Source organism: Acinetobacter sp. CAU_H_S170_2 (assembly GCF_058890445.1).
This window is the reverse complement of sequence record NZ_JBZYAE010000001.1, coordinates 807,899-821,807: the sequence shown is the minus strand read 5'-3', so window position 1 is coordinate 821,807 and position 13,909 is coordinate 807,899. Positions and strand designations below refer to the sequence as shown.

Sequence of the window (13,909 nt, the reverse complement as noted above, 5' to 3'; positions counted from 1 at the left end):
AGTTTAAATGGTTAATTTTATGTCGGTGCTATACCTGTACAATTTTCATTGATGCTAGCATCTTTTTGTGCATCAGTTAGTACAATACCCGTACCCGCAGACATATGGGTCTGAATAAAGTCTACAGCCTCCGCATTCCGACAAATTATGGCTTGGGTATGAGATGCACCGATAACTGGATCAAGTGTCACATCTGGTGAACCCAATGTTTTCAAGTTTGCAACCAAAGCTTGGGTAATTGGATAGGGTACATTTGTATCTGCTGTGCCTTGTATTACATAAACTGGTTTATCAATTCGTTTAGTACCTGGCTGACTACTAATTAAGAAGTTTTTTACGGTTTCATTGGTCGCAAACACACTAGTATCTAAACCAGGATAATCCATGACTTTTTTATCAGGATTTGCAGTCATAAACTGAATAATATCATCTTTAAACTTATTAATTAGACTTAGACTTGGGTCATTATCATTATCTAAACACAGACCATTATCCCCTGTTGAACCTTCTGCAAACTCAGCCAAAGATTTGGCACGTGATTGGAAAATGTCCTGATAATTAAATCGCGGCTCATAAGCTTTAATACCAACGCCCGTTAATGCTGCATAAGCCAATAAGGTTGCATAAGAATCGACCGAAGTACGTGCAGCCAAAGGTACACCAAGTTTAATTTCTTGCTCTTCAATGCCAGCTAAAGCTGCTGGTGCAACCTCTAAAATAATTTTACCCAAACTCGAAGCTGGTGCACCCGCCACAGCACCTTTATAGGTTGCATCTGTATTTGCATATTCTGCGGTCGCTAATGAGGCATGACCCCCTTGAGATTGGCCCACAGACATCCACGCACCATTCAACTGCTTACCATAATGATCTTTTGCCGCTTGTACAGCAGAAAGCGCTGACTTCGCAGCACTAGATAAGTTTAAATATGGATGAATCCCTGGCGTGCCCAAACCTTCATAATCTGGCGCAACAACCACATAACCAGCAGCCAGTAGACTGTCTGCTAAAATTTTAAAACGTGGGTGAATCATATTATTACTTGGCGCACAACTATCACCAACCCCAACCGTGCCATGCTCCCAAACCACTACGCGATAACCATCTGTAGGTGGTGCTACTTTAGGGAACATCACCAGCGCCGTTGCTTTAGCGGTCTGACCTTGAACATTTTCCATGTTATACGTCATTACCTTAATAGAAGCTGCAGTGGTTAATGTGTCTTCTGAATAGGTACTTTCAGAAACATAGGTCTGTTTTTGATTTGAAGCGGGCGAATCATCATCGTCATTACAAGCAGTTAAAGACAGCATTGAAACGGCAACTGTAAGGGCTAATGCTATTTTCGAGCGTTTCATAAAATATCCTTTTATTCGTTGTTTTTTTAAGCATGAAACTACATGCCGTTTTATTAAGACATAAAAAAAGCGCCCTGTATAGGACGCTTTTCAACCAAACAATCACTTTAAATAATTAATTCTAAAAAGATTCCAGTAAAAATAATGAATCCCACCCAACGATTGTGACGGAATGCCCAAAAACAATACTGTGGATCTCTGTCTTTAGTTTTTGACCATTGATAAATAAAGTCAGCCACGACTACCAGCAATGCGATTAAACCCAATGGCATCAATAAATTTTCAAGGTAAAGCGCCATACCAATCAAAACCACACTCATCGCCTGTAAAAGTGCAATGATTTGAATATCAAAACGACCAAACAAAATGGCTGTAGACTTCACCCCAATTTTTAAATCATATTCACGGTCGGTAATCGCATATTGAGTATCGTACGCCACAGTCCAAGCCAGATTGCCAAAATACAGCAACCAACAGGTTAAATCTAATGGTTTACCCATGGCCGTAAATGACATCGGAATTCCCCACGAAAAAGCCATGCCTAAAACAACCTGAGGCAAATGGGTATAGCGCTTCATGAAAGGATATATAAATGCGAGAAAAAGCCCACCTAAAGCACAATAAAACGTTTCAATCGGTAGAAACAACAACATACAAGCACTGGCAAAGACTAAAGCTAAAAACACATAAATGGCTTCTTTAGCCGTAATAATCCCTGTTGCTAAAGGCCGCATTTTAGTGCGCTCTACATGCGCATCGACCTTACGATCAGCAAAATCATTAATTGCACACCCAGCCGCACGCATAAATATCGTGCCAAGTACCATCGGAATCAGAATACCAATTGGCGGTATGCCCTCTGCTGCAATCCATAGTGCCCACATGGTAGGCCAGAACACCAATTCTGTGCCAACAGGCTTATCAAAACGACATAAATAATAATAGGCTTCTAAACGTTCACGCCAAGTAATTTGATGCGCAGTTGTCATGACTGTCCTTCAGATGCTGAATTCTGCTTTTGCAAAAATTGCTCAAAACTCGCTAAAAAAGTTTCTTGAACAATAAACTTGCAGCCGTGCCAAGTATAACAGCTCTGTCTAGTCCAGCCATCTTCTAGCCAAATCACACGACGTTCACATGCTGGATTGGTGCGCTGAAACAAGAACCAGCCAATCGGTTTTTTACCAATATGTTTAAAAAGCCGTGCGCGACCTTGCAAACTCAAGATCGGGAAAATGCTTTTAGCTTTAACCCAAGGCTCTGCATCACTGCCATATAAAAAACTTTCTCGTACCCATGACGTATGCTGAAACGGCATGCCCATCCATTTTGCATCGATAAACTGAAGACGCTGAAAATGCTCTTTGGTTGGTTGAACCCTAAACGCTCCATCAGCCAAATCCGTCAGTTGCTGAGTAAGTGAACCTGAAGCATATAACCATGTTTTCAGTTCAGCTGGAATCTGCTGCATAAGCCTACCTGTACCATTGATTTACTGTGCGCTTAAACGCTTTTTGAGTTATGAAGAATGTCATTGATTCAATTCTAAGATCAATCTTTAGCAATTATCTGTTTTTGCAATGGTTTCAAATTTACCTTGCGGAGTTTTCACCAAAATAAAACCTTCAGCACTCAAATAAAAACTTTGAGGATAATCATAATCCAGTGCTAACTCTGGGCTTTTCAATGCAACAAATTCTGCCTGCTTGTAGCCTTCAGGGGTGCGACCAACTTCGATATAAGTCACCATCGAAAAATTTAGCTTAAAACCTTTGTCGTGATCTTTAGGGTCAATCCAAGGATAAAAACTGGTGTGCTTCTTACGCTGTGCCATTGCTCTCATCAATTTTTTTCAAGTTAAACAGATGATACAAAAAAACCCGCGACTAGCGCGGGTTTTTTACAGTGAAATTCAGTTCAGAATTACAAGCTGTAGTACATATCAAATTCAACTGGGTGAGTTGTCGTGTTCAAGCGACGCACTTCTTCAGTTTTAAGTTCAATATATGCATCAAGCATTTCTTTAGTGAATACACCACCTTTAAGAAGAAACTCATGATCCGCTTGAAGCGCTTCAAGAGCCATATCTAGGCTGTGCGCAACTGTAGGGATTTTCGCTTCTTCTTCAGGAGGAAGGTCGTATAAGTTTTTGTCAGCTGCTTCACCTGGGTGAATCTTGTTTTGGATACCATCAAGACCCGCCATTAACAATGCTGCGAAACCTAAGTACGGGTTCATCATTGGATCTGGGAAGCGAGCTTCGATACGTTTGCCTTTAGGGCTAGAAACGTAAGGAATACGGATAGAAGCAGAACGGTTACGTGCTGAGTATGCCAACATAATCGGCGCTTCGAAGTGTGGAACTAAACGCTTGTACGAGTTTGTAGAAGGGTTCGTAATTGCGTTCAATGCACGAGCGTGTTTGATTACACCACCGATGAAGTAAAGCGCCATTTCTGAAAGACCAGCGTATTCATCACCAGCAAACAAGTTCTTGCCATCTTTAGAGATAGACATGTGAACGTGCATACCAGAACCATTATCACCAACCATTGGCTTAGGCATGAAAGTCGCAGTTTTAGCATATTGGTGTGCAACGTTCCAAACCGCATATTTGAACTGTTGTACTTCGTCAGCTTTACGAACCATTGTGTTGAAGCTTACACCAATTTCTAATTGGCAAGATGCAACTTCGTGGTGGTGTACTTCTACACGACCTGGGCCCATGATGTCTTCAATACGCGCACACATATCAGCACGCATGTCATGTGAAGAATCAACTGGAGGAACTGGGAAGTAACCACCTTTAACACGTGGACGGTGACCAGAGTTTCCGCCTTCGTAATCTTTGTTTGTTGACCAAGCAGCTTCTTCAGCAATCAATGTATGGCGCGCGCCAGACATATCAATTTCCCATTTTACTTCGTCAAATACGAAGAATTCTGGTTCTGGACCAAAGAATGCAGTATCACCAATACCTGTCGATTTTAGGTATTCTTCAGCACGGCGAGCAATCGAACGCGGGTCACGGTCATAACCTTGACCTGTTGATGGCTCAATAACGTCACAAGTAACAACTACTGTAGGCTCAGCGAAGAACGGGTCGATAAAACCAGTTGCAGCATCTGGGCGTAAGATCATGTCAGATGCTTCAATGCCTTTCCAACCAGCAATTGAAGAACCATCAAACATTTTACCGTCTTCAAAAGTATCTTCGTCGATAGTATCTGCTGGGTAAGTTACGTGTTGTTCTTTACCCTTAGTATCCGTAAAACGGAAATCGACCCATTTTGCGCCACTTTCTTGGATGAGTTGTAGGACCTTGTTCGCCATGCTCATTTTGCTCCGATGAATTTTTGTTGCACTCTTTAGTGCGTGTTAGTAGTTGGTTGTTCTAAAGCAATTACCGTACCAACTTTAAAAAGCTTAGCTAAAATATTGAATTCATTATCAGAATAACAGTTTTAAGCTGTTTGCTTTGACTCTATTATACTGAGCTAAAAAGTAAATGCACCATATTCAAGCACGCTTCTTCACATTTAATCTAAAAGATTTTGAGTGTGGATCATAATGGTGCATTTTTAAATATCACGGGTCGATTTACACCCGTTTTTTATAAATTAGAGTGCTTTTTAAGCTGTTATTTTCGCCTTGATTTGACTTCAACACCTCATATCACGGCGAGCGATATACCTGAAATCAAATATAAGCGGTGTAATTAACTGTTTTTATTTGATTTTCAAAAAACAAAAAACCTCTCCTTTCAAACTAAATATAAAGCCGACATTTCAGATGTGAGCAAGCAAAAAAATATGCTCTGTTTTGGTGACATTAGGGGAGTTTTTGGCTCACTGCATTAAAAGATATTCTTTTATATTCCTTGAATGTACATACTTCATGATATTTACACATAGTCCACGAGGTTTCTCGTTAGGATTTGAATCTGAGATATTCATAAACTCTATATCAGTTAGTAACAAAACCCATTGTAATTTTTAGGTCCGGAAAAAAATGTCGCGCCCTAGCTGTGTATTTTTTGCTATGATAATTTCGGTTTTGTGCCTCCATTCAAGTCATTGAATGAGAAAAATAATTTACTTATAGCATTATAATGTAAACGCACGAATACCATAGGACTCTTCAAGCACATTTATATGCATAAATTTCAATAGGTTAAGCTCATGCTTTTAATGATCGACAACTATGACTCTTTTACCTACAACATCGTCCAGTATTTTGGCGAGTTAAATCAAGAAGTAAAAGTAGTACGTAATGATGCCGTGACATTGGAGGATATTGAGCGATGGCAACCTAAGTATCTTGTGATTGGCCCCGGTCCATGCTCACCTTCGGAAGCAGGAATTTCTATTCCAGCTATTCAGCATTTTGCTGGAAAAATTCCATTATTAGGGGTGTGCTTAGGACATCAGGCCATTGGTCAAGCATTTGGTGGCGAAATCATTCGTGCCAAAAAAGTGATGCATGGGCGTTTGTCTGACATGCATCACTCAAATCAAGGCATTTTTAGCAACCTCCCTTCCCCGTTTTCAGCAACGCGTTATCACTCACTGGTGATTGATCAAGAAAGCTTGCCTGAATGCTTAGAAGTGACCTGCTGGACCAATGAAGCAGATGGCTCAATTGAAGAAATCATGGGTGTAAAGCATAAGACGCTTGCCGTTGAAGGCGTGCAATTTCACCCAGAATCAATCTTGAGTCAGCATGGCCATCAAATCTTTAAGAACTTTTTAGAAATTTACGCATAAATGAGTGCAGTGAAAAATGAATATGCAACAAGCTTTAAATAACATCACTAAAAATATTGAGTTGACGCAGCCGCAAATGGAAGACGTCATGCGCACCATCATGAATGGTGAAGCAACAGATGCCCAAATTGGTGCGCTGATGATGGGTCTTCGCTTAAAAGGTGAAAGTATTGATGAAATTACCGCAGCGGCTCGTGTCATGCGCGAGTTTGCCATCAAAATTGATGTCAGTGATGTGCCTTATTTAGTCGACATCGTCGGTACAGGTGGTGATGGTCAGAACTTATTTAACGTCTCGACTGCATCTGCTTTTGTGATTGCAGCGGCAGGTGCAACCATTGCTAAACATGGTAACCGTGGTGTTTCAACCAAATCGGGTTCCTCGGACTTGTTAGAACAAGCGGGCATCCAACTTGACTTAAACATGCAACAAACTGAACGTTGTATTCGTGAAATGGGTGTCGGTTTCTTGTTTGCTCCAAATCATCATAAAGCGATGAAGTATGCGGTAGGCCCGCGTCGTGAATTAGGCATTCGCAGTATTTTCAATTTACTTGGCCCGCTTACGAATCCGGCTGGAGTAAAACGTCTAGTGATTGGGGTGTTTTCGACTGAATTATGCCGTCCTATTGCAGAAGTGATGAAACAACTGGGCGCAGAACATGTCATGGTGGTTCATTCGAAAGATGGTTTAGATGAAATTAGCCTTGCATCAAGCACCTATGTGGCTGAACTCAAAAATGGCGACGTCACCGAGTGGGAAATTCAACCTGAAGATGTCGGAATCGAATCGCAAACTTTAACAGGTTTAATCATTCAAGATTCTGCTGAAAGTTTAAGCCTAATTAAAGATGCCTTAGGTAAAAACAAATCCGATAAAGGTGAAAAAGCAGCCAATATGATTGCTTTAAATGCAGGTGCCGGTTTATATGTCTCTGGACTTTGTACCAGTTATAAGCAAGGCGTGGCTTTAGCACATGACATCATCTACGGCGGACAAGCCTTAGAAAAGATGAGCATCCTTGCTGAATTCAGCAAAACCCTTAAACAATACGACGCTTGATAGACAGGATTTTGTCATGGTAGATATCGCAAATACGATTTTAGGCAAAATTGTGGATCGTAAGCAGGAAGAGTTTGCTGCACGCCTCAAACAACGTAGCTATAAAGATGTTGAAGAATGGGCACTTGAGGCAACTCCTGTACGTGGTTTTGCAAAGTCTTTACTGAGCAAACAACCGGGTGTGATCGCTGAAATTAAGAAAGCATCACCATCTAAAGGCATCATTCGTGAAAACTTTGATCCTGCTGAAATCGCGCAGCAATACGAAGCTGCAGGTGCAGCATGTTTATCGGTTTTAACCGATGTCGATTTTTTCCAAGGTGCCGATGAGAATATTCAAATTGCACGTTCTCACTGTGCCCTGCCTGCATTACGCAAAGACTTTTTGATTGACCCTTATGGGGTGATTGAAGCACGTGCTTTACATGCCGACTGTATTCTTCTGATTGCGGCATGCTTGTCAGATCAACAACTCGAAGAAATGTCTAAAACGGCTTTTGAGCAGAATTTAGATGTCTTGGTTGAAGTACACGATGAAGCAGAACTTGAACGTGCTTTGCGTCTACCCGAGCGTTGCGTATTGGGTGTCAATAACCGCAACTTAAAAACCTTTGATGTGGACTTAAACACTTCGATTCGTCTGAAAAAACTACTTGAACCATCTCGTCTACTGGTGACGGAAAGCGGCATTGCGACCCCAGCGGATGTTGCGATGATGCAAGAGCATGACATTCATGCTTTCTTGGTCGGTGAAAGCTTTATGAAGCAGCCCCGTCCAGATCACGCCTTTACTGAGCTATTTGGAACACCTAAATCACTTTAATCGCATATTCAGGGTAAGGCATGCTCTTGCCCTGAATACTTTATGATTTGCACTTTCAAAAAGCTGTTGAAGATCTGCTTAAACAGTAACATATAAAAAATTGTTCAATTTTAAATTACTCAATGAAACCCTGCTTCTTGACTTCATTCACCGCTTCCATTCGAGAGCGGACCTGCAACTTGTTATAGATTTTACGCAGATGCCATTTCACCGTATTGATGGACAAAAAAATCGACTCAGATATTTCAGCATCGGTACAGCCACGGCTTAATTTTTCTAAAATTTGGATTTCACGTTTCTATAGCTAAATTCTAAAAACACTAGCACATGGAAACATCTGTAAAACCTCATTTTCTATGTTTTTAGGTGTGATAATAAATTAAGTATTCAGCTATATAAGGCCTCAAGCCCAGAACTGCCGATCAAAGCTTCAACACTGCTTTCAGTTTATACAACCCTCTATGCATGATGCAATTCAGTTCAAATATAGGGAAAATCAGACTATAATTATCGCCTAATTCCTTATTTTGCGTATTTTTCTGACACTATGAGCAAACATGATTCATCGCTTTCTAAAGAACAGTTTAATTTACTGAAAGACTTTAAAAAGCAAATCACCAATCCGCATTCGACTGCCATCAAACAGTCTGAGGCCCAAGCTCAAGTTGCTCCGCCCGAGCCAGAAGATGATTTCGCGTTGTTTCAAAAACAAATGCAAGGTGTCCAAAAGATGGAGACCGCGAACATTGCCAAAATAAAAAAAAATCCAAAGAAAAAAATCGATGCGCAAACTTTAGCAAAACGTGCAGCGGCTGAAGGCCCAATGCATACCGATGCAACTGAGCTGTCCGATACTCAAGCAATGCTCAACCCTGTAGCGAGCCAAGCCGCACTCAGTTATCGCATTGCTACACTACAACACAAAGTATTTGAAGATTTAAAAGCGGGTAACATTCGTTGGTTTGAAGCAGTCGACTTGCATGGTTGCACCGTTGAAGAAGCCCGTGTCGCAGTTTTACAAGTCATTCAAATGGCCAAAGATGAAAATCAAAATGTCATTAAAATTGTACATGGCAAAGGTCCGGAAGCCATTTTAAAAACCTATGTGAATGGTTGGCTGCGTCAACACCGCGATGTGCTGGCTTTTGTCAGTGCGCCGGAGAAGCAAGGTGGCACAGGTGCAGTTTTAGTGTTGCTAAAACGTGCTGAAAAGAACCCAAAGTTTAAACAGTAATCGGATTTTTGTCCAAAATAAGGCATTGGAATAGTTTTCTGCTACAATGCCGTCCTTGTTCAATATCAGTGTAAGTGAACACGTCTTATGTCTATGCAGCAATCCTACGCTAACATCTTAACTGCCGTTGGTGAAGACCTAACCCGTCCAGGTCTCCTCGATACGCCTATGCGTGCTGCTAAAGCTTTTTCGTATTTAACGTCTGGTTATAGCAAAAGCTTAGAAGAAGTGACCAATAATGCGGTGTTCCCATCGGACAACCGTGAAATGGTACTGGTTAAAAATATCGAGTTTTATTCACTCTGTGAACACCATTTATTGCCTTTTTATGGTCGCGTACATATTGCGTATTTACCTGAAGGCAATGTCCTTGGACTCTCTAAATTTGCACGCATCACCGAAATGTTTGCACGTCGTCTACAGATTCAAGAAAACCTGACGCAGCAGATTGCAGAAGCGGTTGCAGAAGTGACAGGTGCACGTGGCGTGGCTGTTATGATTGATTCAGCACATATGTGTATGATGATGCGCGGCGTCGGCAAGCAAGAATCGACTACACGTACCGTTTCCTTTATTGGTGACTTTAAAACCAATAAAGAAGAGCGTCGTGAGTTTTTAAGTGCAGTCCCTGAAAGCTATTAATTGAAACATAAAGCCTCAACCTCTGTTGGGGCTTTTTTTATGCATATATCATTGAACGATTCATTTTTTGTTTAGAGGAATACGCAATGTCAGCAATTTGGTTAGCAGGTCATGGTTTGACCCAAGGCGAACAGAGTATTGATTTTCCACGTCCAGACCGTTTGGTTCAAGGCAATCCACAGCGCCAGACCTATAGTCTATATGAACACCCACACATGGGCTGCGGGATTTGGCACTGTGAGGTTGGTTCATGGAATATTCAATTTGCCGACAATAAACAAGAATTCTTTCAAGTGATGGAAGGCAGCATCCGTATTCATGATGCCCACACTCAAGACTTCATTGAAGTCAAGGCCGGTCAGGCAGGAATTATTCCACCGAGTTTTATCGGCACATTTGAAGTGGTTGAAGCTGTTAAAAAATACTATGTGATTGTTGAGGTATAAGTACCTCAACAACCGATTGGAAACGTCTTAGAACAGCTCGTGTTTAAGTCTGAGATTTAAACACTTAGCACTTTTTCAGTCACATGAATACAGTTACGCCCTTTATTTTTGGCGGCATAGAGTGCCGAATCGGCAGTGTCTAAAAAGCGTTGATAGTCAGGATGACCATTATAAACCGTACAACCAATACTGACGGTAAAACTAAAACTTTGCCCATGAGCGGTACGAATTGGGGTTTCCTGTATCCGCATGCGAATCGTTTCAGCAATTTGTAAAGCACGTGTGAGATCACTGTCGACCAACAGCAATAAGAACTCTTCGCCACCGACACGGAAGGCATAGTCACTACCCTTCGCAACATCTAACAAGACTTCAGCAATAAAACGCAGTGCCAAGTCCCCTGCGGTATGCCCATATTTATCGTTGATACGTTTGAAATAATCCGCATCAATTGCTAGTAAGCTCAACGCAGCATCATTTTTACGGGAAAAATTAATTTCACGCGACACAATCGTACTTAAATATCGACGGTTTAACAGCTGAGTCAGCGAGTCATTGCCTGAATCTATATATTCGGTCACTTGAAACAGTTGATCGACCAAATGCTGAATCTGTCGATTCACATCACGAATTTCTTGAATGCGTTCTACCTTCTGAGTCTGATCCTGACAGTCGAGCACGTCAAAATTGAGGGTATCGACCTGTTGAATCAGCCTGATAATGGTCTCAACCTGCTCTGCACCCGTAAAGGCATACGCTGCTTTATGCACAAACCATAGACCAAATTCCGACTTAGACAAAGCAATGTGTTGTAACTGCGGATGCTCGGAGAAGACTTTGAACATCAACTCATTTTCCCAGTCAAGCAAAATACTGCGCTGCTTATCTTTTTGTACTGCGACATCTTGCATTGCAGAAAATAAACGATAGCTATGCTTAACTTCATGGCTTCGCTCTGTATTGGCTTCATAGGATCTACACATGATTTCTGTCGCAAAGCCCATAATTTGCAGCATATAACTCAGCATGTGGTGGTTATTTTCCAGCGGAAGTTCAGCCAAGAGTTCCAAGATCTTGTTTTCAATCTCGCGAATACCGCGCATGATCAACCAAGAAGGAATGCCCACCCGCGCATGTACCTGCCCAACTTTTTGTTGTTTTTCAACTGCTGCATAATAAGCTTCATTCACAGCCACGTCGAAACTTTCAATGAGCCATTGGTTTAAACTGTTTTTTAAACGTTGTTGAATGATGTCATCTTTAAAAAAATCTGCAGCCTCAGGCTCCAAGACAATATTGCTATAAAATTCATTAACCAATACAGACGAATGCTGCTGAATAAAATTTTGCGCTTTAACGTGATCATTCACTGAATAATGTTGGCAAATTTTCCCCCATTGCTCGGCCAATTTAGCCATGCATTCATCATTCATAAAACTTACCTATTTATATATTTTTGAGACTTACTAGACATTTATGTGATTAATATAACAAATTTCAATACTTATTTTCACCATCAGCTTTCATTTTCAGCACTTTATAAAAAGTAAGGCTCACGTTTGGTTGTTTTAACAGCAATGACTTTCATAAAAAAAGCCCCTTTATTGGAGCTTTGAAAAGAGGACCGAACTAAAAGAAATGGATATAACTCAAACCCGTCTGATCCCAATCCTTGCCTTTTTGCTGTTGATACTGCCAATGAAGCCTCAACGCATTTTGCTGATTGAATAAATATTGCAACTGAGTATTCAGTCTGACTTGCCATTGATGGCTATCTTCCCAATATGGCAGCTCGACCTGTACCAAACTATTGATATGTTCGCTCCAGATGTTCTGGCAGCCTACCGTTGGCCCAAGTCCCACGCGCCAACCTCGGTCTAAAGCTTTGCCTGCTTGAACATGATTTTGCAATTGTGCATAGCATAAATGTTGACGCTCTTGATCTGCCACACTATAGCCAAACTGACTGGATAGATTGAATACACCGTGTTGATCCTGTTCACTAAATGCACCATCTCGATTTAGTGCCTCTTGTTGCCAACCCATGTTAAAACCCCAGCTTAATGGTGTTTTAAAGGCAGTCAATGGACTGTAGGCATTGACCTCCAGCACATTTAGTTCTTGCAGTTTTAGTCGATCATCACGGTATTCGAGACTGCCGTCTAGAAACTTAAGCTGTGTACCCAAACGGAAACCGCCTTGCGGGTCTATCAAGTCATGATAGGCCTGACGATGGCTCAGTCGGAAATAAGTGTCACCTTGTATCTCACCTGCTTCAAGCTGAACGGTTCGCGCATGGTGGCCTTTTACTGGATCTACTTTTGGCGCTTCGACCACTTGACGTTGCTTTTCCAAGTCAATCTGACTCCGCAAACCCAGCAGTTGTCGAATACGCGGTTGGGCGTCTTCTGCCGCAATCTTTTGTGCAATTAACTGTAAATACACATGGTCATAGGCCATTTCTAAAATACGTGCCTGATCCACCAAGGCATAGCGACTCAAATAGTCTTGCATTTGAGCAGGTTCAAGTTGCGCAACCTGATGCGCAGCCGCTGCCAAGGCTTGTCCGTGTTGTTTGGCTTGTGCCAACAACTGAGTTTCTAAAGCTGGACGGTAAACACTTTCCGCAATTAGATGGTTTTCATCGACCGCCTTAATTGTCTCAACAGGAATCGCAGCGGTTTTAAATTGTTTTTGTAGGTTGACCTCTGGCCGTACCAAATCAATTAAACCCAGTAAACGATAGGCACAGTTATCACTGATAAAATAGTAAGGAAATTGCACATGCTTGAGTTCCCAAATATGCTCAACCATGGTTTTGGTTTCTTCTGGCGTCAGGGCTAACTCGTACTCCCACAAATCGCGGCTTTCCAAATCACCATATTCTTTCACTTTTCGATAGTACGGCATGAGTGAGTACTCACCTGGGTACTGCCCGGTTAAGCCCTTCCATGCAAAAGAAAAGCTGTCGCTATTGGCCACTGTCGCTGCGTAATTCACGGCATAAGAGACTAAGTTCAGCTGTTTTTGGTCTTTAGGATCGAGCCTTAACAGGGTATGCCCAAACATCGAACTGGGATTGCCCATAAAGTCCGTGGCGTAAATTAAAGTCGCCTTATACGGCTTAATTTGCCCAAGCCACTCATCCAGCTCAGGACATGAGGCTTTAGGCAGTTGGTTTGATGCAATATTCAGTTGTCCTATGAGCCATTTTGACCGGGCTGGAAAGCGACATTGAATCGATTGATTAGCTTCGGTTGGAATAAAGAGTGCTGCAATATTGGCATCAAGCTCTTGTTTGAGCTGAGTTTGTCCGTGCGCACTATAAAAGAACGGACGGTAACTGACTTCACTTTGTCCTGATGAAGTATTGGCATACATCAAACGTTGCCAAGTTACATTTGAGGCAAGCTTAAGCTGCTGTGCTTTTTCAATATAAAACTCTGCTGAGCTAGGTGCTTGAGCAAAGATGCTGGTGCTGAATAGCACACTAAAGAGGAGGACAACAGATTTCATGCAGTGTTAGCTATTCTTCTTTTTTAGATATGAAAAACCCTGCCTGAATGGCAGGGTTTTA

General features: G+C 41.7%; 14 protein-coding genes. 6 read left to right on the top strand and 8 right to left on the bottom strand.

Annotation, left to right across the window (positions count from 1 at the left end; all coding sequences use genetic code 11):
• Window positions 1-17: 17 nt before the first annotated feature.
• The 5 genes from AC5EUN_RS04020 to glnA all read right to left on the bottom strand — a co-directional run bounded on the left by AC5EUN_RS04020 (window position 18) and on the right by glnA (window position 4,697).
• Window positions 18-1,358: an alpha/beta hydrolase family protein gene (locus AC5EUN_RS04020; RefSeq protein WP_010327238.1), complete on the bottom strand. Its 1,341-nt coding sequence runs from the start codon at window positions 1,356-1,358 to the stop codon at window positions 18-20.
• Window positions 1,359-1,465: 107 nt separating this feature from the next.
• A complete protein-coding gene (gene ubiA / locus AC5EUN_RS04015) occupies window positions 1,466-2,347 on the bottom strand; it encodes a 4-hydroxybenzoate octaprenyltransferase (protein WP_010327239.1) in 882 nt (293 codons plus the stop codon).
• On the bottom strand, window positions 2,344-2,829 hold the full coding sequence (locus AC5EUN_RS04010; RefSeq protein ID WP_010327240.1) for a chorismate--pyruvate lyase family protein: 486 nt from the start codon (window positions 2,827-2,829) through the stop codon (window positions 2,344-2,346). The genes ubiA and AC5EUN_RS04010 overlap by 4 nt, the downstream gene beginning before the upstream one ends.
• Before the next feature lie 87 nt (window positions 2,830-2,916).
• Window positions 2,917-3,192: a hypothetical protein gene (locus AC5EUN_RS04005; RefSeq protein ID WP_004982609.1), complete on the bottom strand. Its 276-nt coding sequence runs from the start codon at window positions 3,190-3,192 to the stop codon at window positions 2,917-2,919.
• An 89-nt stretch (window positions 3,193-3,281) separates the two neighbouring features.
• The gene (gene glnA / locus AC5EUN_RS04000) at window positions 3,282-4,697 is read right to left on the bottom strand and encodes a type I glutamate--ammonia ligase (RefSeq protein ID WP_005400480.1); all 1,416 of its coding nucleotides are present in this window, start codon (window positions 4,695-4,697) and stop codon (window positions 3,282-3,284) included.
• A gap of 842 nt (window positions 4,698-5,539) precedes the next feature.
• On the opposite strand from glnA, the gene AC5EUN_RS03995 reads away from it, so the two are divergent.
• From AC5EUN_RS03995 to trpC, 3 genes are read left to right on the top strand one after another with little or no spacing between them, the layout of a single operon-like run.
• Window positions 5,540-6,124, top strand: a complete 585-nt coding sequence (locus tag AC5EUN_RS03995; protein WP_010327241.1) for an anthranilate synthase component II — start codon at window positions 5,540-5,542, stop codon at window positions 6,122-6,124.
• Window positions 6,125-6,140: 16 nt separating this feature from the next.
• Window positions 6,141-7,187, top strand: a complete 1,047-nt coding sequence (gene trpD, locus AC5EUN_RS03990) for an anthranilate phosphoribosyltransferase (protein WP_004695696.1) — start codon at window positions 6,141-6,143, stop codon at window positions 7,185-7,187.
• 16 nt (window positions 7,188-7,203) lie between these two features.
• The gene (trpC, locus tag AC5EUN_RS03985; RefSeq protein ID WP_010327242.1) at window positions 7,204-8,010 is read left to right on the top strand and encodes an indole-3-glycerol phosphate synthase TrpC; all 807 of its coding nucleotides are present in this window, start codon (window positions 7,204-7,206) and stop codon (window positions 8,008-8,010) included.
• A 115-nt stretch (window positions 8,011-8,125) separates the two neighbouring features.
• Here the strand turns inward: trpC and AC5EUN_RS03980 are convergent, their stop codons facing one another.
• On the bottom strand, window positions 8,126-8,299 hold the full coding sequence (locus tag AC5EUN_RS03980) for a helix-turn-helix transcriptional regulator (protein WP_224216374.1): 174 nt from the start codon (window positions 8,297-8,299) through the stop codon (window positions 8,126-8,128).
• A 258-nt stretch (window positions 8,300-8,557) separates the two neighbouring features.
• On the opposite strand from AC5EUN_RS03980, the gene AC5EUN_RS03975 reads away from it, so the two are divergent.
• From AC5EUN_RS03975 to AC5EUN_RS03965, 3 genes are all read left to right on the top strand, one after another.
• Window positions 8,558-9,244: a Smr/MutS family protein gene (locus tag AC5EUN_RS03975; protein WP_010327243.1), complete on the top strand. Its 687-nt coding sequence runs from the start codon at window positions 8,558-8,560 to the stop codon at window positions 9,242-9,244.
• A 93-nt stretch (window positions 9,245-9,337) separates the two neighbouring features.
• Window positions 9,338-9,886 carry a GTP cyclohydrolase I FolE gene (gene folE, locus AC5EUN_RS03970; RefSeq protein ID WP_171054237.1) on the top strand — a complete coding sequence of 183 codons (549 nt, stop codon included), beginning with the start codon at window positions 9,338-9,340 and terminating at the stop codon, window positions 9,884-9,886.
• A gap of 86 nt (window positions 9,887-9,972) precedes the next feature.
• Entirely contained in the window at window positions 9,973-10,332 is a 360-nt protein-coding gene (locus tag AC5EUN_RS03965; protein WP_010327244.1) for a cupin domain-containing protein, read from the top strand.
• A gap of 56 nt (window positions 10,333-10,388) precedes the next feature.
• On the opposite strand, the gene AC5EUN_RS03960 is transcribed toward AC5EUN_RS03965, so the two are convergent.
• The gene (locus tag AC5EUN_RS03960) at window positions 10,389-11,765 is read right to left on the bottom strand and encodes a diguanylate cyclase (protein WP_010327245.1); all 1,377 of its coding nucleotides are present in this window, start codon (window positions 11,763-11,765) and stop codon (window positions 10,389-10,391) included.
• A gap of 196 nt (window positions 11,766-11,961) precedes the next feature.
• Window positions 11,962-13,848, bottom strand: coding sequence for an Lnb N-terminal periplasmic domain-containing protein (locus AC5EUN_RS03955; RefSeq protein ID WP_010327246.1), 1,887 nt, complete (start codon window positions 13,846-13,848; stop codon window positions 11,962-11,964).
• Between the last annotated feature and the right edge of the window lie 61 nt (window positions 13,849-13,909).